Source organism: Nonomuraea sp. NPDC049709 (assembly GCF_040674815.1).
Lineage (GTDB): Bacteria > Actinomycetota > Actinomycetes > Streptosporangiales > Streptosporangiaceae > Nonomuraea.
The window spans coordinates 88,172-105,553 of record NZ_JBFANM010000007.1 but is presented as its reverse complement, the minus strand read 5'-3'; the positions used below and the strand labels follow the sequence as shown (position 1 = coordinate 105,553).

General features: G+C 70.2%; 19 protein-coding genes. 8 read left to right on the top strand and 11 right to left on the bottom strand.

Features of this window, described 5'->3' with window-relative positions; translation table 11 throughout:
- Positions 1 to 19: 19 nt before the first annotated feature.
- The 3 genes from AB0J69_RS08930 to AB0J69_RS08920 form a co-directional block, all read right to left on the bottom strand.
- Positions 20 to 754, bottom strand: coding sequence for a zinc metalloprotease (locus tag AB0J69_RS08930; RefSeq protein WP_364114493.1), 735 nt, complete (start codon positions 752 to 754; stop codon positions 20 to 22).
- A gap of 228 nt (positions 755 to 982) precedes the next feature.
- On the bottom strand, positions 983 to 1,240 hold the full coding sequence (locus AB0J69_RS08925; RefSeq protein WP_043616197.1) for a DUF3039 domain-containing protein: 258 nt from the start codon (positions 1,238 to 1,240) through the stop codon (positions 983 to 985).
- A gap of 83 nt (positions 1,241 to 1,323) precedes the next feature.
- Positions 1,324 to 2,919: an MFS transporter gene (locus AB0J69_RS08920; protein ID WP_364114490.1), complete on the bottom strand. Its 1,596-nt coding sequence runs from the start codon at positions 2,917 to 2,919 to the stop codon at positions 1,324 to 1,326.
- Between the two features lie 159 nt (positions 2,920 to 3,078).
- On the opposite strand from AB0J69_RS08920, the gene AB0J69_RS08915 reads away from it, so the two are divergent.
- Positions 3,079 to 3,693, top strand: a complete 615-nt coding sequence (locus AB0J69_RS08915; protein WP_364114488.1) for a TetR family transcriptional regulator — start codon at positions 3,079 to 3,081, stop codon at positions 3,691 to 3,693.
- Positions 3,694 to 3,716: 23 nt separating this feature from the next.
- Here AB0J69_RS08915 and AB0J69_RS08910 read toward each other — a convergent pair whose 3' ends face one another.
- Positions 3,717 to 4,295, bottom strand: a complete 579-nt coding sequence (locus AB0J69_RS08910; protein ID WP_364114486.1) for a YqgE/AlgH family protein — start codon at positions 4,293 to 4,295, stop codon at positions 3,717 to 3,719.
- A gap of 86 nt (positions 4,296 to 4,381) precedes the next feature.
- Entirely contained in the window at positions 4,382 to 5,008 is a 627-nt protein-coding gene (locus tag AB0J69_RS08905) for a TetR/AcrR family transcriptional regulator (protein WP_364114484.1), read from the bottom strand.
- A 391-nt stretch (positions 5,009 to 5,399) separates the two neighbouring features.
- On the opposite strand from AB0J69_RS08905, the gene AB0J69_RS08900 reads away from it, so the two are divergent.
- From AB0J69_RS08900 to AB0J69_RS08885, 4 genes are all read left to right on the top strand, one after another.
- On the top strand, positions 5,400 to 6,149 hold the full coding sequence (locus AB0J69_RS08900; RefSeq protein WP_364114482.1) for an IclR family transcriptional regulator: 750 nt from the start codon (positions 5,400 to 5,402) through the stop codon (positions 6,147 to 6,149).
- A gap of 75 nt (positions 6,150 to 6,224) precedes the next feature.
- Entirely contained in the window at positions 6,225 to 7,697 is a 1,473-nt protein-coding gene (gene glpK / locus AB0J69_RS08895) for a glycerol kinase GlpK (protein ID WP_364114480.1), read from the top strand.
- An 11-nt stretch (positions 7,698 to 7,708) separates the two neighbouring features.
- Complete coding sequence (locus tag AB0J69_RS08890) at positions 7,709 to 9,259, top strand: glycerol-3-phosphate dehydrogenase/oxidase (RefSeq protein ID WP_364114478.1); 1,551 nt, start codon at positions 7,709 to 7,711, stop codon at positions 9,257 to 9,259.
- A 24-nt stretch (positions 9,260 to 9,283) separates the two neighbouring features.
- On the top strand, positions 9,284 to 9,793 hold the full coding sequence (locus AB0J69_RS08885; protein WP_364114476.1) for a hypothetical protein: 510 nt from the start codon (positions 9,284 to 9,286) through the stop codon (positions 9,791 to 9,793).
- A gap of 97 nt (positions 9,794 to 9,890) precedes the next feature.
- On the opposite strand, the gene AB0J69_RS08880 is transcribed toward AB0J69_RS08885, so the two are convergent.
- The 4 genes from AB0J69_RS08880 to AB0J69_RS08865 are packed head-to-tail and all read right to left on the bottom strand — an operon-like array spanning position 9,891 to position 13,469.
- On the bottom strand, positions 9,891 to 11,300 hold the full coding sequence (locus AB0J69_RS08880; RefSeq protein WP_364114474.1) for an NAD-dependent malic enzyme: 1,410 nt from the start codon (positions 11,298 to 11,300) through the stop codon (positions 9,891 to 9,893).
- 56 nt (positions 11,301 to 11,356) lie between these two features.
- Positions 11,357 to 11,986: a cytidylate kinase-like family protein gene (locus tag AB0J69_RS08875; RefSeq protein WP_364114472.1), complete on the bottom strand. Its 630-nt coding sequence runs from the start codon at positions 11,984 to 11,986 to the stop codon at positions 11,357 to 11,359.
- 9 nt (positions 11,987 to 11,995) lie between these two features.
- Positions 11,996 to 12,934 carry a tetratricopeptide repeat protein gene (locus AB0J69_RS08870; RefSeq protein ID WP_364114470.1) on the bottom strand — a complete coding sequence of 313 codons (939 nt, stop codon included), beginning with the start codon at positions 12,932 to 12,934 and terminating at the stop codon, positions 11,996 to 11,998.
- Positions 12,918 to 13,469 carry a MarR family transcriptional regulator gene (locus tag AB0J69_RS08865; protein ID WP_364114468.1) on the bottom strand — a complete coding sequence of 184 codons (552 nt, stop codon included), beginning with the start codon at positions 13,467 to 13,469 and terminating at the stop codon, positions 12,918 to 12,920. Before AB0J69_RS08865 ends, AB0J69_RS08870 begins: the two co-directional genes overlap by 17 nt.
- A gap of 281 nt (positions 13,470 to 13,750) precedes the next feature.
- Here AB0J69_RS08865 and AB0J69_RS08860 point away from each other — a divergent pair, with 281 nt between their 5' ends.
- The 3 genes from AB0J69_RS08860 to AB0J69_RS08850 all read left to right on the top strand — a co-directional run bounded on the left by AB0J69_RS08860 (position 13,751) and on the right by AB0J69_RS08850 (position 16,534).
- Positions 13,751 to 15,520, top strand: a complete 1,770-nt coding sequence (locus AB0J69_RS08860) for a hypothetical protein (protein ID WP_364114466.1) — start codon at positions 13,751 to 13,753, stop codon at positions 15,518 to 15,520.
- Positions 15,521 to 15,548: 28 nt separating this feature from the next.
- A complete protein-coding gene (locus AB0J69_RS08855; protein WP_364114464.1) occupies positions 15,549 to 16,220 on the top strand; it encodes a DUF4230 domain-containing protein in 672 nt (223 codons plus the stop codon).
- Positions 16,221 to 16,381: 161 nt separating this feature from the next.
- The gene (locus AB0J69_RS08850; RefSeq protein WP_364114462.1) at positions 16,382 to 16,534 is read left to right on the top strand and encodes a hypothetical protein; all 153 of its coding nucleotides are present in this window, start codon (positions 16,382 to 16,384) and stop codon (positions 16,532 to 16,534) included.
- 172 nt (positions 16,535 to 16,706) lie between these two features.
- On the opposite strand, the gene AB0J69_RS08845 is transcribed toward AB0J69_RS08850, so the two are convergent.
- Both AB0J69_RS08845 and AB0J69_RS08840 read right to left on the bottom strand, forming a co-directional pair.
- Positions 16,707 to 16,925, bottom strand: coding sequence for a helix-turn-helix transcriptional regulator (locus AB0J69_RS08845; protein WP_364114460.1), 219 nt, complete (start codon positions 16,923 to 16,925; stop codon positions 16,707 to 16,709).
- Positions 16,919 to 17,347, bottom strand: coding sequence for a hypothetical protein (locus AB0J69_RS08840; protein ID WP_364114458.1), 429 nt, complete (start codon positions 17,345 to 17,347; stop codon positions 16,919 to 16,921). Before AB0J69_RS08840 ends, AB0J69_RS08845 begins: the two co-directional genes overlap by 7 nt.
- Positions 17,348 to 17,382 lie beyond the last annotated feature (35 nt).

Here is a 17,382-nt window from a genome sequence, read left to right as displayed (position 1 = left end):
ATCGTAATTTGCCGGAAATCTAGGCAGCCGCCGTGTCCCGGTAGGCCGCCCACATCTCGTGCATGCGATCTGCCTGCCCCTGCGTGAACTCCCACATGCACCGGTCGTGGGCGTAGTCCATGTAGTTGTGCGCCGGGTCCTTGCCCTTGTGCGCGGTGCAGGTGTCCTTGTCCTGCGGGCACGCCTCGGTCGGCCTGGCCTCGGCCGGCGTGTCGTCGATGCCGTCGCCGGGGGCCGCGCAGCCGTTCTCGAACGTGTGGAACAACCCCAGCCAGTGCCCGATCTCGTGCACGCCGGTGAATCCGCGGTTGTAGTTGGTCATCGCGCCGCCGGGCAGGCTGCGCCAGTCGATCACCACGCCGTCGAGGCCCGGCGCGTCCGCGTACCAGTAGGGGTAGCTGGCGAAGCCCAGCATGAGCTCGCTGAGCTGGGCGATGTACAGGTTGAGCGTGCCGGCCCCGCCCTCGTGCAGCGCGTTCTTCATGGCCTTCTCGTGGCCGACGGGGTCGGCGAACCAGGAGGACTCCTCCTTGACCGAGATGGCGTCGAGCCGGAAGCGCACGCCGGTGTCGACGCCGCCGAAGACGCCGCCGTACGCGGAGTTGAGCGCGTCGATCTGAGCCCTGACCGCCTCGTCGGAGACCTTGCCGTCAGAGCCGCGGGAGAGGACGTGCACCCGGGTGGGCACGGTGATCCGAGTCGGCGGCGTGACCCCGGCGAGCCGCTTGTCGAGCTCGGCCATGACCTTGGACACGTCTTCCGGCTTGGGCGAGCGTGGCCCGGGTGTCCGTGGCGCGTGTCTCGCACAGCCTGCCGCAAGCTGGTCGGCGCCGGCCCGGAGCGGCGGGAGGAACCCGGCCGCGAGCAGGCATGCCAACGAGACGGCGGTCACACGCCGGGCCATGCGGTCCCCTCACTACGATTTGAGCTGGTCTGGCTACAGACCGTAGCTCCACGCAGCGGGATTACCGCTCAGCAACACTCACTGCTTGTCGCCGTCACCGTCGCCGCCCTGGGGCAAGCCCTCGTAGATCTCCTTGCACTCCGGGCAGACCGGATATTTCTTGGGGTCGCGGCTGGGCACCCAGACCTTGCCGCACAGGGCGCGGATGGGCGTGCCCGTCACCATGCTCTCGGTGATCTTGTGCTTGTCCGCGTAGTGGGCGAACCGCTCGTGATCGCCATCGCCGTGCGACGTCCGCGGAGTGGTCTCCTGCTCTGGGAGGATCTTCGTGCTCACCCCATTGAGTTTATGCCCGCCCGCGACCCCGAACAGCGGTACGGCCCCCGCCCGGTGAGCGGAGGCCGTACGGAGAGCCCTGGTCAGCCCATGTGGACCGGCGCGCCCTCGGTCTTGCGCCCCGACTTGACGAACAACGTCAGCGCGGCGGTCAGCACCGCGATGCAGGTGCTCACCAGGAAGGCGAGGTGCATGCCGTCCATGAACGAGTTGTGCACGGCGTCGGTGATCTGCTGCGGCAGCCCGGGAGGCGCCACACCGAAGGAGGCGGCCTCCTCCAGCCCGGCCCTCTGGGCGGGCGGGATCGCCTGCGCCGCCGGGCCGAGGTAGCCGGGCAGCTTGCTGGAGATCTCGGCGGCCATCACGGCGCCCAGGATCGCGGTGCCGAGCGCGCCGCCGACCTGCATGGCCGACTGCTGCAGGCCACCCGCGACACCGCTCAGCTCCACCGGCGCGTTGCCCACGATGATCTCCGTGGCGCCCACGAAGACCGGCGAGAGGCCGAAGGCCAGCAGCACGAACGGGATGCCGCTCTCGATGAACGAGGCGTCGATGCTCAGCTGGGACATGAGGAACATCGCCAGCGCGGTGATCAGCAGACCTGCGGCCATCGTGATCTTCGGTCCGAGCCTGCCGATCGCCATGCCCGCCAGCGGCGAGGCGACGATCATGCCGGCGCTCATCGGCAGCATGCGCAGACCGGCCTCCAGCGGGGTCAGCCCGTGCACGCCCTGGAAGAAGAAGCCCAGGAAGAACATCGCGCCGAACATGGCGAACGCGACCATCATCATCAGGAAGGTGCCGATGGAGATGGAGCGGTTCGCGAACAGCGACAGCGGCACCAGCGGCTGCCTGGCCCTGCTCTGCCAGAAGATGAACGCGCCGATCAGCACCACGAACGCGGCCACGAAGGTCAGCGTCGTGCTGTCGCCCCAGCCCCACTCGGGAGCCTTGATGATCGTCCAGACCAGCGAGAACATCGCGCCGGACAGCAGCACCACGCCGAGCCAGTCGATGCGCGCCAGCGTCTGCGAGCGGTTCTCCTTGATCAGGAGGATGCCCATGACCAGGGCGATGACGCCGACGGGCGCGTTGATGAAGAAGACCGACTCCCAGCTCACCTTCTCGACCAGCACGCCGCCCACGATCGGGCCGGCGGCGCTGGACAGACCGATGATCGCACCCCACGCGCCCATCGCCTGGTTCAGCTTCTCGCCGGGGAACGCCGCACGCAGCAGCGCCAGCGCGGCGGGCTGCAGCAACGCGCCGAACAGGCCCTGCAGCACGCGCAGGCCGATCAGCGCGCCGACCGGCGAGACACCGGGAATGATGTCGGCCAGCTCGGCGCTGAGACCGATGCCCACCGAGGAGACCGCGAAGCCGGCCACACCGATGAGAAAGACGCGCTTGTGCCCGAACAGGTCACCCAGCTTGCCCGCGGTGATCAGGAAGACCGCCAGCGCCAGGAGATAACCACTGGTCACCCACTGCAGGTCCGACAGCGAAGCCTTCAGGTCCATCTGGATGACCGGGTTGGCGATGCCCACCACGGTGCCGTCGAGCATCACCATGATGACGCCGAGACTGACCGCGAGCAGCACAAGCCACGGGTTGCCCCCGGTCCCCGGCTTGATCGGGTCGGGCGATGACGGCGCGTCGACCGCCTTCGCGTGAACCATGTAGTCCCCCTAAATACACATACAGCCCCACACCGGGGCATAGACCTCGTAAGCCTCCGGTAATCTATGACAGTCGATGCCATATGACAACCGACTTTTAATCGTCGTCCTATGACTTATGGCACACTGTGCCAGAAGGGTTTCGAGGGAGTGTCCACAGTGGGTCTGCGGGAACGCAAGAAGGAGAAGACGCGCCTGGCGATCCTCGACGCGGCGCTCGACCTGTTCGTCGAACAAGGATACGAGTCGACCACGGTCGAGCAGATAGCGGGGGCCGTCGAGATCTCCCCCCGCACCTTCTTCCGTTACTTCGCCAACAAGGATCACCTGGTGCTGTGGTTCCACGAGCACGGCAAGGCGATCATGCTGGAGACCCTGGCGAGCCGCCCGCAGGACGAGCCGCCGTTCACCTCACTCATGCACGCGCTGCGTGCCGTCCTGGCCGATGTCGCGGGTTCGGCGCCCGAGGACGCGGAGAGGTTCCTGAAGTTGCGCCGGTTGATGGACGAGCACCCTCGCCTGGTCGGCCTGTCGGTGGCCAAGGGCGCGGAGACCGAGCGCGAGGTGGCCGAGGTGATCGCCGCCCGCAGGGGCGTGGACCCCGACCAGGACCAGCTGTCCCACCTGATCGTGGGGTTCGCGATGTCCACCATGCGCGTCGGCTTCGAGTGCCCGCGCCGCGACGGCACGATGAGCGAGGTCACGCACCGGGTGGCGGAGAGCATCGAGCTGGCCGAGCGCTCGCTGCGGCCGGGCTGGGACCTCCGGCACTAGCTCGCGGGCTGGGATCTCCAGCGTCAGTTCATCGTCGGATCGTCCGGGCAGGTCGCCACGAACGCCAACTCGCCGCGCTGGCGTCGGAGCACGTGCCGCCACAGCGAGGCCGGGTCCGCGTGGAAGGTGTCGCCCACCTCGGAGTCGACGACGTACCAGGCGCCCTCAGCTATCTCGCTCTCCAGCTGTCCCGACGTCCACCCCGCGTAGCCCGCGAAGATGCGCATCTGCGCGATCTCCCCCTGCAGGATCTCGGGCGGTGCGTCCAGATCCACCGTGCCCAGCCGGGCCACCGCGTCGGTGCCCGCGTGCAGCCGGCGCCAGCCGAGCGGCTCCTCGCCGCTCGGGACCGCCGCCAGCGCCAGCGCGCTGTCCGTCTGTACGGGCCCGCCCTCGAACAGCACCGACGGCCCCGTGACCAGCGGGTCCCACACGGGCAGCACCTGGGTCACCGAGATGTCGCTCGGCCGGTTGAGCACGACGCCCAGGGTGCCGCCGTCGTGGTCGTGTTCGAGAATCAGCACGACGCTACGCCGGAAGTTGGGGTCGTCGAGAAGCGGCGTCGCCACCAACAAACCGCCGACGTAGATCGCTTCCGCCATACCTCCATCATGAAGGCTCAGTAGGGGTGCGCGCTCCCCCAGTGCCCCGATGTTACTTTTCGCACCCGTTCGGGAACTGGGCGCGGTCAACCAGCCGAATCCGGTACGACGAACGCTCCCGCCCGGGCGGCGGCCAGCGTACGCGCGACGGACCGCTCGGCGGCCTCCCTCGTCACCGGCTCCCTGGTGACCACGAGCCGGTAGTAGAGCGGCGCGGAGATCGCCCGGATCACCTCCCCGCCGTCGGTGCCCTCGGGCAGCTCGCCCCGCTTGACGGCCAGGTCCACGACGTTGGCCCATTCCTCGATGCGCCGCAGGTAGAAGGCGCGCAGCGCCTGGGCGGCCTGCTCGTCGCTGGTGGCCGCGGCGATCACTGCCTGGAAGGTGGATCCGAGGCGGCCGTCGTTGAGCGCCTCCAGCACGGAGAACGCGTTGGCCCGCAGGTCACCCTCGATGCCGCCCGTGTCGGCGTAGGGCGTGGACTGGTTGGCCAGCTCGGTCATGAGGTCGGCCACCAGGCCGGCCCTGCTCCCCCAGCGCCGGTAGACCGTCGTCTTGCCGACGCCCGCCCTGGCCGCGACCTGATCCATGGTCAGGCCGTGGAAGCCGTGCTCGACCAGCTCGTCCTGGGTGGCCTCCAGGACGGCCGCGCGCACCCTGGCAGTGCGGCCTCCGGGCCGCACGGTTCCCGCCGAACGGGAAGGTTGGTCCATCTAGTCTCCTCGTCGCTGCATCTTAACGAAACATAGGTTCCATTAAATAACGGCGTGCCGCCGGCCCAGCGGTCAGTGCCGGTCGTGGGGGCGCTGCTCGGGCTCTCCTCGCTCGCGGGAGAGCCTCGCGGCCTCGCCGGGGGGTGTGTTGCGTGGGCAGGGGTGATCCGGGGGACTCGCCGCCGCCATCGTCATGCCTGCCGGGGCTCCCGCTGCTCGCGGAAGTGCCGCTCCGGACTCGTGCGCTGGGGTCGAACGGGGGCGTTGGTGCCTGCCGGGTTCACCTCTGGCGCCATTGTAGGGGGACCGCTCACAACGCCGCCGGGCCGATTGTGGCTTTGGTCCGGCAGTGTTCGGCAATACCGAACCGGACTGCGCTAGGGTGCCCGTTGTGGGAGAGACGATTCAATCGGTCGAACGGGCGGCCGCGATCCTGCGGCTGCTCGCCTCCGGTCCCCGCCTGCTCGGGGTCGCCGAGCTGGCCAGGGCGCTGGGCCTGCCCAAGGGCACGCTGCACGGCATCCTGCGCACCCTGGTCCACGTGGGGTTCGTCGAGCAGGACCAGACCACGGGGAAGTACCGCCTCGGCGCCACGCTGCTCCACCTGGGCAGCAGCTACCTCGACGTCAACGAGCTGCGCACCCGCTCGATCAACTGGGCGGACGCGCTGGCCGGGCGCAGCAGGGAGAGCGCCTGGATCGGGACCCTGCACGAGGGCCACGTCCTGGTGATCCACCACGTGTTCCGGCCGGACGACAGCATGCAGACGCTGCAGGTGGGCACATACCTGCCGACGCACGCCAGCGCGCTGGGCAAGGTCCTGCTCGCCTTCGACCCCTACGGGGAGTCGCTCGCCACGCCGCTGCAGCCGCACACCAAGCGCACGCTCGTCGACCCGGTGGAGCTGGAGGCGGAGCTCGACCAGGTCAGGGTGCGCGGGTGGGCGGCGGAGATGGAGGAGCTGACGGAGGGCGAGGTGGCCATCGCCGCACCCATCAAGGACCCGCGCGGCCTCGTGGTGGGCGCCATCGGCATCCGGGGCGCCGTCGAGCGCCTGGCTCCCGGCGGCGACCTGCACATGGAGTTCGTCTCCTACGTACGCGACGCGGCCCGCGCCATCACCCGCGACCTCGCCAGATGACACTTGAACAGCACCCGGCGACCAAATACCATTCGTTCGGCATTGTCGAACCATGAGCCCTTGCGAGGAACCCCAGTGCCTCGACCGCACTACGTCGCAGCCATCGACCAGGGCACCACGTCCAGCCGGTGCATCGTCTTCGACCAGGCCGGCAACATCATCTCCGTCGCCCAGCGCGAGCACCGCCAGATCTTCCCCAAGCCGGGCTGGGTGGAGCACGACGCCGACGAGATCTGGCAGGCCGTGCAGGGCGTGCTGGCCGAGGCGGTGAGCGGCGCCGGCATCGAGAACGGCCAGATCGCCGCGCTGGGCATCACCAACCAGCGCGAGACCACCGTGCTGTGGGACCGGGCCACCGGCCGCCCGGTCTGCCCGGCCGTCGTGTGGCAGGACACCCGCACCGACGCGCTCACCCACGCGCTGGCCGAGCACGAGGGGCTGTTCAAGGAGCGGGCCGGGCTGCCGCTGGCGACCTACTTCTCCGGGCCGAAGATCCGCTGGCTGCTGGACGCGTACGAGCTGCGCGAGCGGGCCGAGCGCGGTGAGGTGCTGTTCGGGACGATGGACAGCTGGCTGCTGTGGAACCTCACGGGCCGCCACATCACCGACGTGACCAACGCCAGCCGCACGATGCTCATGAACATCCACACGCTGGCCTGGGACGACGAGCTGCTGGCCGCGATGGGCGTGCCTCGGGCGATGCTCCCCGAGATCCGCCCGTCCGCCGAGGTCTACGGCCGCACCTCCGCCGGCGTCCCGGTGGCCTCGGCGCTCGGCGACCAGCAGGCGGCGCTGTTCGGGCAGACCTGCTTCGCGCCCGGCGAGACCAAGAGCACCTACGGCTCGGGCAGCTTCCTGCTGATGAACACCGGCCAGGAGCCCGTCGTCTCCAAGCACGGCCTGCTGACCACCGTCGGCTACCAGATCGGCGCCGGACCGGCCACGTACGCGCTGGAGGGCGCCATCGCGGTCACCGGCTCCCTGGTGCAGTGGCTGCGCGACAACCTGGGCCTGATCTCCAGCGCCGCCGAGATCGAGACGCTGGCCAAGACGGTGGACGACAACGGCGGCTGCTACTTCGTACCGGCCTTCTCGGGGTTGTTCGCGCCGCACTGGCGGTCGGACGCGCGCGGGGTGATCGCGGGGCTGACCGGGTTCGTGAACAAGGGGCACATCGCGCGCGCCGTGCTGGAGGCCACGGCCTGGCAGACGCGCGAGGTGGTCGACGCGATGAACGCCGACTCGGGGCTCGACCTGACGACGCTGCGCGCCGACGGCGGCATGACCGCCGACAACCTGCTCATGCAGACGCTGGCCGACGTGCTCGCCGTACCGGTGATCAGGCCGATGGTGGCCGAGACCACCGCGCTGGGCGCCGCGTACGCCGCCGGGCTGGCGACCGGCTACTGGCCCGACCTCGACAGCCTGCGCGTCAACTGGCACAAGGCCGCCGAGTGGCGCCCCGCGATCGACGAGTCCGTACGCGAGCGCGAATACCGCAACTGGAAGAAGGCCGTGGCCCGGACCCTCGACTGGGTCGAGCAGTAGGGAGTGTGGCAATGAGGACCACGATCGGCGCCGATCGGGCGGAGATCCGCCACGAGCTGGCCGGCACCACCTACGACCTGCTCGTGATCGGCGGCGGCATCCTCGGCACGTCGGTGACCTGGATGGCCGCCCAGGCGGGGCTGCGGGTGGCGATGGTCGACGCGGGCGACTTCGCCGGCGCGACCTCCAGCGCCTCCTCCAAGCTCGTCCACGGCGGCCTGCGCTACTTGCAGACCGGCAACGTCAGGCTGGTGGCGGAGAACCACCGCGAGCGCCGCGCCCTGGCCGGCGACATCGCGCCGCACCTGGTCAAGCCGCTGACGTTCCTGGTGCCGATCTACAAGGGCGGGCCGCACGGGGCCGCCAAGCTGGGCGCGGGCGTGTTCCTGTACTCGGCGCTGTCGGTGTTCGGCGACGGCATGGGCAAAGTGATCACGCCGCACCAGGCGCTGGCCAAGGTGCCCGCGCTGCGCACGGAGGGCCTGCGGGCCGCCGCCGTCTACGGCGACCACCAGATGAACGACAGCCGCGTCGCGGTCATGACCGTACGCGCCGCCGTGGACGCGGGCGCGATCGTGCTCAACCACGCCGAGGTCGTCGGGCTGCGCAAGACGGCCGGCAGCGTGACGGGCGCCGAGCTGCGCGACCGGCTCGACGGCACCGAGTTCGGCGTGTCCGCCCGGCTCGTCCTGAACGCCACCGGCCCGTGGGTGGACCACCTGCGGCGCATGGAGGACCCGGACGCGGCCCCGAGCATCCGCCTGTCCAAGGGCGCCCACCTGGTCCTGCGCCGGCACGAGCCGTGGAAGGCGGCCCTGACCACGCCGATCGACAAGTACCGGGTGTCGTTCGCCATCCCGTGGGAGGACCACCTGCTGCTGGGGACGACGGATGAGGCGTACGAGGGCGATCCGGGCGCGGTGGCCGCCACCGAGGCCGACATCACGCAGATCCTCGACGAGGCCGGGCACGCCGTGCGCGACTCCCAGCTCAGGCGCGAGGACATCACCTACGCCTTCGCCGGCCTGCGGGTGCTGCCCGGCGGCCCCGGGCAGGTGACGGCGGCCAAGCGGGAGACGGTGCTGACCAGCGGCTCGGGCGGCATGTTGTCGGTGGCCGGCGGGAAGTGGACGACCTACCGCCACATCGGCAAGCACGTCCTCGACACCCTGGCCCACCTGCCGGGGCTGCCCCTGGGCGACGACCTGGCCGACATCCTGCCCGCGGTGCCGCTGCCCGGCCTGGCCAGCCCAGACGCGGTGGCCATGCGGCTGTGGACCGACCGCGACCCGGGCACGCGCATGGACCCCCTGATCGCCCGGCACCTGGCCACGCACTACGGCTCGATCGCGTTCGACCTGGCCCGGCTCATCCGCGAGGATCCCGCGCTCGGGGAGCGCATCCATCCGGACGGGCCGGACATCTGGGCGCAGGCGGTCTACGCCCGCGACCACGAGTGGGCGGCCACGGTGGACGACGTCGTACGCCGCCGCACGACCCTCACCGTACGCGGCCTCGACACGCCCGAGATCCGAACCCGGATAGAGGGCCTGCTCACCTGACCCTGATCGGGGAAGGGGGTAGGCATGCGTACTCCAACTCCGATGAACGAAGCCCTGCTCAGGCACTTCTGTGACCTGCGCGACGGCGACCACGGCCAGGCCGTCACGCGCGACGACAAGGAGCGCGTGTTCGTCCGGGCCGTCGAGTTGCTGGACCCGGTGGCGCGCACGGCGCTCGACGAGGCCAACGCCGATCTGCTGCTCGGCACCGGGGAGGTGGTGGCCAGCGGGGTCACCAGGTCGCAGGAGGGCGGCCTCAACGCGATGTGGTCGCTGACCTGGCCCGAGCAGCGGGCCAGCCACGTCCAGCCGATCGCGGTGGTCGCCCACTACGGCCGCGACTTCCACCATCCGCACCTGCGGGGCAACACGGTCGGCGACTGGCCGCTCAACGTCTTCGACGAGGCGGACGCGGCCGGCCAGCTCGACACGCTGCGGGTGATCGCGGCAGGTGACGCCCACAACCTGGTCTTCCAGGAGAGCTATCGCCTGATGCCCGCGATCACCACCCCGGCGCCGAACTCGACGCCGTAAGAGACTCCCGGGCCCCGGACTTCTACGCCCCGGGCCACTACGTCCCGGGCCACTACGTCCCGGACTTCTACGTCCTGGACTTCTACGCCTCGGACTTCTACGCCTCGGTGAAGCCGCGTGCCCGGCCACCGGCGGACTCGCGGACCGCCGCCGCCACGGCGGTGGCCACGTCGGGGTGGAACACGCTCGGGACGATGTAGTTGGGGCCCAGCTCCTCGGGCGTGACGACCGCTGCCAGCGCACCGGCGGCGGCCAGCAGCATCTCCTGCGTCACCCCACCGGCCTGCGCGTCCAGCAGCCCGCGGAACACCCCGGGGAAGGCCAGCACGTTGTTGATCTGGTTGGGGTAGTCGGAGCGCCCCGTGGCCACCACGGCCGCGTGCTCGCGGGCGTCGTCGGGCGACACCTCGGGCTCGGGGTTGGCCAGCGCGAACACCACCGCGTCGTCGGCCATCGTGGCGATGTCGTCACCGACCAGGATGCCCGGCGCGGAGACCCCCACGAACACGTCGGCGCCCTTGACCGCCCCGCGCAGGTCGCCGGAGTAGCCCTCGGTGTTGGTGTGGTCGGCGATCCACTGCAGCGACTCGTCCAGGTCGTCGCGGCCCTTGTGCACGGCCCCCAGGTAGTCGCACACGATCACGTTGCGCGCCCCGGCCGCCAGCAGCAGCCGCAGCACGGCGTTGCCCGCCGCGCCCGCACCCGCCATGGTGATCTTGACGTTCTCGATGTTCTTGTTCACCACGCGCAGGGCGTTGGTGAGCGCGGCCAGCACGCAGATCGCGGTGCCGTGCTGGTCGTCGTGGAAGACCGGGATGTCGAGCAGCTCGCGCAGCCGCCGCTCCACCTCGAAGCAGCGCGGCGCGCCGATGTCCTCCAGGTTGATCCCGCCGAACCCGGGCGCGATCACCTGCACCGTGCGCACGATCTCGTCGACGTCCTGCGTGTCCAGGCAGATCGGCCAGGCGTCGATGCCCGCGAACCGCTTGAACAGCGCCGCCTTGCCCTCCATGACCGGCAGCGCCGCCTCCGGCCCGATGTTGCCCAGCCCCAGCACCGCCGAGCCGTCGGTGACGACGGCCACGGTGTTGCGCTTGATGGTCAGGCGCCGCGCGTCCTCCTTGTTGCGCGCGATCGCCATCGACACCCGCGCCACGCCCGGCGTGTAGGCCATGGACAGCTCGTCACGGTTGCGCAGCGGCACCTTGGACTTCATCTCGATCTTGCCACCGAGATGCATGAGGAACGTGCGGTCGGACACCTTGTGGATGACGACGCCCTCGACGGCCTCGAGCTGGTCGACGATGGCCTGGGCGTGGTCGGTGTCCCTGGCCGCGCACGTGACGTCGATGCGGAGCTTCTCGTGCCCCGCGTTCGTGACGTCGAGGGCGGTCACGACGCCCCCTGCCGACTCTACGGCGTGGGTGAGCTGGCTGACGGCCTTGCCGCCGGCCGGCACCTCGAGACGCACGGTGATGGAGTACGACACACTCGGGACGGTCGCCACGTCAATCGCTCCTTCGGGACTGACCAAGAATGCCTCCCATGTTAGGGGGCGTTTGGTCAATCCAGTGCCTCGGCTGCCAGGACGATCAGCTCGACGCAGGTGACGACCGGAATCGTGGTGCTGTCGAGGACCAGATGATATTGACAGGGATCCCCGGGATCGGCGCGGTAGAAGTGGCGTACGTAGGCGGTCCTGGCCCGGTCGTTGTCCTCGATGATCCGGCGGGCCTCACGCTCGCTGAGCTCCCCCAGCGTGGCCGTCTGCCGGATCCTGCGCTTGACCGGGGCGTCGAGCCTGACGTGCAGCGCGCCGGGGTGGTCGGCCAGCACCACCGCCCCCGCCCGGCCCAGGAACACGCCGCCCTGGTTGCGGGCCATGTCCTTGAGCATGCGCTCGGTACGGCGGACGAACTCCTCGGGCGCGAGCGGCAGCGCACCCGGGACGTACATGTCCACGCCCCCGAACGTGACCGTCGGCAGCCGCATGGCGCCCGAGAACAGCCGCCCGAGGCCGTGTTCGGCGCGGTCGTCGTGGGCCAGCGCCTCCTCCAGCGTGCAGCCCAGCTCCTGGGCCACGGCGCTGGGGATGGCGCGGTCGACGAAGGGCACGCCGAGTCGCTCGGCCACGGCCGGGCCGATCTGGCTGCCGGCCGTGCCGTATGTCGCCGATATTGTGACGACCCGCATATTCCCAGGCTAGAACAGGGCGCTCGCCAATGCTCTACGTGCTTTCGCCAAAGATGGGTCTTCGGCGGGCAACGCGTCGAAAAGTCCGAGCAGGTGTCGCCTGACCCGATCTCGTTCGTCACCCGAGGTTCGCTTGACCACGGCGATGACCCGGGCGAACGCCTCGTCCACCGAGCCGGACATCATCTCGAGGTCGGCCGCGAGGAGCTGGGCGTCGATGTCGGCCGGGTCCTGCAGGCGCCGCTGCACGTCGGCGGGGTCGGCGTCGGCCGTGCGCTTGATCAGGTTGACGCCCGCGAGCCCCATCTTGGCGTCCTCGTCGCCCGGCGCGCGGGCCAGCAGCCGCTGGTAGGCCTCGATCGCCGCGTCCAGGTCGCCGGCCTCGATGGCCTGCTCGGCCGCCACCAGGTCGGGGTCGGCCGGCGGCCCCGCGGGCGCCTCCGGCTCATCGGGCCCCGCCTGCGGCCGGGCGTCGGGGTTGGCCTGGTAGAACTGCTCGACCGCGCCCATGAGCTCGTCGAGCCACCGGCGCACCTCCTGCTCGGGCAGCACCTGCTGGAAGCCGGTCACGGCCTGGCCCTGGAAGATCGCCAGCACGGTCGGCACCGCCTGCACCCGCAGCGCCTGGGCGATCTGCGGGCTGGCGTCGACGTTGACCTTGGCCAGGATCGCCTTGCCGCCCAGGTCGCCGACCACCTTCTCCAGCACCGGGCTGAGCTGGGCGCTGCCCGGCGCCCGTGGAGACCAGAGGTCGAGGACGACGGGCATCGTCATGGACCGGTCGATGACGTCGGTAGTGAACGTCTCCTCGGTCACGTCGACGACCGAGGCCGAGGAGGCCGCCTGGGGACCTGCCGCGTCCCGCCGGGCCTGCGCCTCCAGTGCCTGCTTGCGCGCGCCCAGGTCGATAGCTCCGTAGAGTGACCCGGGCCTAGAGAAGTCCGCCATGCCCTTCATCTTGCCGCATGGACGAGGCCGGGAAGTCACCCGCCGCCACGCGAAGGGTGCGCAACTGGTCGAACATCTGGTGGAGTTCGTCCTCGGCGTACATCGTGAGGCCGAATTCTGCCGCCATCAGGTCGGCGGTGGCGCGGCGCACGACGTCTCTGCCCGCCGGGGTGATCTCGGCCAGCACGCCGCGGCCGTCGCGGGGATTCGGCAGCCGGCAGACGAACCCGGACTTCTCCAGCCTGTCCACCGTGTTCGTGACGCTGGTGGGGTGGACCATGAGCCGTTCGCCGATCTTGGACAGCGGGAGCGCGCCGGTCTTGCTGAAGGTCAACAGGACCAGGGCCTCGTATCTGGCGAAGGTCAAGTCGTATGGCTTCAGGAGCGAGTCAAGTTGCGACAGCAGGATCTGATGCGCTCTCATGATCGAGGTAACGGCGGCCATGGCGGCGGAAGGTCCGAAGTGAGCGCGCCAGCTCTCCGCGGCGCGGTCGATGGGATCGAACGGCAGGTTGAGCGGCTTCGGCTGCGACACAGCGCTACGGTAGCGCGCCGGTCGTCCCGGTTCGTCTGATTACTCTCAGCGACAGGCCTCTTCGCTTGACCAAGAATACGGACATCAATCATCACGCTCAGTTATGGTTCTCGTACGTATGGTGACGCGGATGCCAAGTCCAAGGGCCTGTGGGGACGGGTTCGGACCGATCGGCTTCCGCCTTGCCGAGGGGCACGGGGGGTGCTTGATGAACTTCAACGGGAAAAAGGGTGCGTGAGCACGCGGGCGTTTCACGAGAGGAGCTGAAGCACAGCGCGGCCGTGACGGTTGCCGTACTGCTGGCTGTCGGCCTGGTCGCGGCGTGGAACGTCCTGATCCCTGGCGTAGACGCGTGGGAGAACATCGTGGCCGCGGTCATCGGCTCGCTCCGGCTGACCGGGCCGGTGGCGGCCGCCTTCGCCGCCTGGGTGGCCCTGCGCAAACGCCGGGCGCTGCGCGGCCGTTCGCTCACGACGTGGCGGGCGCTCAAGGCGCCGCTGGCGATCGTGGTGGTGGTGCTGGGGTCGTTCGGGGCCACGGTGCTGGTGCTCGCCGTCAAGACGGTGCTCACCGACCAGGCGGGCCGGCTCAGCCTGTCGGGGCTGGGGATGGGCATGGCGGGGCTGGCGCTGTACTCGGTGATCGGGTGGGTGGCCGGCTGGGTGCTGCCGCGGCCGTACACACCGCCGATCGCCGGGCTGGCCTGCTACGGGCTGTTCTCCTGGCTGGCCGACGACCGCGGGTGGGCCGACAAGCTGGCGCCGGGGACCGGGGAGCCGTACGACCTGTTCCAGGGGTTGAACGGGGCGCCGTTCTTCGACCAGACGATCTGGCTGCTCGGCATCACGGCGGCGCTGCTGCTCGGGTGGGCGGCGCTGGTGACCAGGCAGGCCCTGGTGCTGGCGTGCGCGCTGCTGGCGGTGCTGGCCGCGGGCATGGGCGTGTCGCGGGTGCTGACGCAGGCGAAGCCGGCCGCGGCCGTGGACATCGCGTACAGCTGCCAGGAGTGGCCGATCACGGTGTGCGTGCATCCGGGGATGCGGGCCGGGCTGACCGAGCTCGGGGCGGCGTTCACGCAGATCGCCTCCCGGCTGGCGGGCACGCCCGCCGCGTTCACGCGGGTGGAGCAGCGGCCGCTCGACGACGCGTTGAAGCCGTCGAACGGGCTGGCGCCGGTGCACGTGCCCGACCTGTCGGCCGGGTTCGCGGAGGAGGCCGCGTACGAGTACATCGAGTCGCTGGCCCCCAGGTGCCAGAGCACGGTCGCGGAGGGTTACCGGCAGATCGTGGTGGCCTGGCTGCGCGGCGAGCCGCTGCCCGGGACGCCGCTGCCCGAGCACCAGTACGCGACGGCGTGGTTCTCCTCGCTAAGCGAGCACCAGCGCAGGGAGTGGCTGCGCATGTTCTACAGCGACTTCCAGGGCTGCAGGCTGTCGAGCACGCACTTCGGCGGCGGGCCCGGGCACTCCCAGGTGGCGCCGTCCGCGCGGCCGACCCCGGAGTCGAGCCACGTCTACCCGGTGTATCCGGACCCGAGCGCCACCACGTCGGCCAACTCGGCGCCGGACGTGCCCGGATCGGGGTCCGCGCCGCGGACGCCCGAGACCGGCTGGACCACGGACGCGCCGGTCGCCGGGTGGGCTCCGGCCGACCCGGCGGAGGGCTGGGCGCCCGACACGTCGGGGAGGAGCTGGCCGGTGCTGGTCTCCGACACGTCGAACGCTTCGGTCGCGCCCGGCGCCGCCGGAGCTCAGGGTGGCGCAGGGAGGCCGGCGGAGCCCGGCGCCCCTGCCCGTCATTCCGGGGCCTCGGCCGCTCCCGGGTCCGTCGAGGGCACCGGGACGGCTGCCAGTTCCGGGACGTCGAAGGGGACTGTCGCGGCCAAGGGGCCTGTCGCATCCAAGGGCTCTGTCGCGGCCAAGGGCTCTGCGCCGGCAGCGCATATGTCGGCGAGCGGGCCCGCCGCCCCGCGCGGGCACTCGCGCGGGGCCGCGCCGCACGGCCACGGCGGCGGCCCGGGACCGAAGATGTCACCAAACGGCTGGCACTGATGATCGACCACCGGGTAGTCATGCTCGCATGACGACTTCCCGAACGACGCTGCCCGAGGTGACTCCCGGGCGGCGTCGCAGGTGGCGATATGTGGCGGGTTTCCTGGTCCTGGCGGTCCTGCTCGTGGTGGGCGGCCGCCTGGCCTGGTCCTGGCTCAACCCGCTCGGCGAGCAGACCCTCGACCGCAGCCAGCCGGTGCTCCTGCAGTCCATCAAGGACCTGAGCAGGTTCGAGGCGGCGACGGGGAACTTCCAGGTGGTCGTTGACCTGGAGAAGGACGCCAACTTCCTGCCCGACGCGGTCAAGGGCACGCGCACGCTGTTCGTCGGGGCGGGCGGGGTGGACGCCTATGTCGACTTCTCCGCGATGGCGACGAACGGGGTGACGGTCTCGGAGGACCGCACCGAGGCCACCGTACGCCTGCCGCGGGCCCAGCTGGAGAAGCCGAACCTGGACAACAGCCGCTCCTACGTGTTCGCGCAGCAGCGCGGCCTGCTCGACCGGGTGCAGGACTTCCTGTCGGGCTCGCCCGGGGACCAGCGGGAGCTCTATCTCCTGGCCGAGAAGAAGATCACCGAGGCGGCCGTGGCGAGCGACCTGCGCGCGCGGGCCGACACCAACACCAAGGCGATGCTGTCGGGCATGCTGAGGTCGCTCGGCTTCACGAAGGTCACGGTGAAGTTCACCGACGAGCCTTAGGCGTGCTCACCTGCGCCTTAGGCGCCATGTGCACCCTCCTAAGTACCTCCCTATCTGCGCCTATGCCCGGAGATAAGGCATACGCCCGATGTGCCGGAGGGGGCCTTAGGCGGAGTCTTGAGAGTGCAGGGAAACGCACAAGGACTCCAAGGAGCACTCGGATGAACGCCGAACTCGAATACAGCGTCATGCAACACCACGCCGCCGAGCTGCGGCAGGCCGCCGCCGAGCAGCGGCGCGTCCGCGAGGCGAGCAAGAACCGGCCTTCCGAGCGCCGCCACCGCTCGGTGTTCGCCCGCTTCCTCGCCTCATGACCGTCCACAAGCAGCCCGGCCGCAACCTCCCTCGCGGCCGGGCTGAAATGCCCCCTTAGGGGGCGGCGACACTCAGGCCCGAATTCCTGGTCGGGCCGAAGTGTGGCGTGACGAAGCCCCGGCCCATTCCTGGTGGGCCGGGGCATCGTCGTACCCGGGCGTGGGGCTTCCCTCAGCCGTCCGGGTACTGGAACACGTCGTCGAGCGGCACCCCGAAGACCCTGGCGATCTGGAACGCCATCTCCAGGGAGGGCGAGTAGCGGCCCTGCTCGATCGCGATGACCGTCTGCCGGGTCACGCCGATGCGGTCGGCCAGCTCCGCCTGCGTCATCTCGCCGTGCGCGAAACGCAGGGCGCGGATCGAGTTCGTGACCTTCGTGGGCTTCACCATGACGGCAGACCCCGGCGGTAGGCGATGATCTTCAGCACGGAACCCAGGACGGACGACAGGACGAACGCCAGGTAGAGCACATTGGCGATCCAGAAGTGGTCCAGCTCGGCCATCGCCATGACCATGGCCGCCACCCCGCCCGCGACGAGGAACCACTGCCCGGCGTACTCGCCGTACCGGTTGATCTCCTTGTCGCGCCGGTCCTTCTTGCCGATCTGGTCGCGCCAGATCAGCGTGACCGCGATGTGCAGCACGATCCCCGCCACGATCGCCGCGCCGACGGTCCACAGCAGGATCGCCGCATAGGGCACCTCGGCGAGCGGGACGGCCCCCGCCCGGCCGAGGATGATCGCCACGTACGTCACGTACGCGACCGCGGAGACCACGACCATGACCCATGCGCGTTTCTCTTCGGGTGCCATGCCTGCATAATGTAAAGTAATCCAGACACCATGTC

Bases quoted from the DNA above. Each gene is read 5' to 3' on its own strand.
- AB0J69_RS08920 (WP_364114490.1), bottom strand. From the start codon at position 2,919: ATGGTTCACGCGAAGGCGGTCGACGCGCCGTCATCGCCCGACCCGATC.
- AB0J69_RS08910 (WP_364114486.1), bottom strand. From the start codon at position 4,295: ATGGCGGAAGCGATCTACGTCGGCGGTTTGTTGGTGGCGACGCCGCTT.
- AB0J69_RS08905 (WP_364114484.1), bottom strand. From the start codon at position 5,008: ATGGACCAACCTTCCCGTTCGGCGGGAACCGTGCGGCCCGGAGGCCGC.
- AB0J69_RS08890 (WP_364114478.1), top strand. From the start codon at position 7,709: ATGAGGACCACGATCGGCGCCGATCGGGCGGAGATCCGCCACGAGCTG.
- AB0J69_RS08885 (WP_364114476.1), top strand. From the start codon at position 9,284: ATGCGTACTCCAACTCCGATGAACGAAGCCCTGCTCAGGCACTTCTGT.
- AB0J69_RS08875 (WP_364114472.1), bottom strand. From the start codon at position 11,986: ATGCGGGTCGTCACAATATCGGCGACATACGGCACGGCCGGCAGCCAG.
- AB0J69_RS08870 (WP_364114470.1), bottom strand. From the start codon at position 12,934: ATGGCGGACTTCTCTAGGCCCGGGTCACTCTACGGAGCTATCGACCTG.
- AB0J69_RS08855 (WP_364114464.1), top strand. From the start codon at position 15,549: ATGACGACTTCCCGAACGACGCTGCCCGAGGTGACTCCCGGGCGGCGT.
- AB0J69_RS08850 (WP_364114462.1), top strand. From the start codon at position 16,382: ATGAACGCCGAACTCGAATACAGCGTCATGCAACACCACGCCGCCGAG.
- AB0J69_RS08845 (WP_364114460.1), bottom strand. From the start codon at position 16,925: ATGGTGAAGCCCACGAAGGTCACGAACTCGATCCGCGCCCTGCGTTTC.
- AB0J69_RS08840 (WP_364114458.1), bottom strand. From the start codon at position 17,347: ATGGCACCCGAAGAGAAACGCGCATGGGTCATGGTCGTGGTCTCCGCG.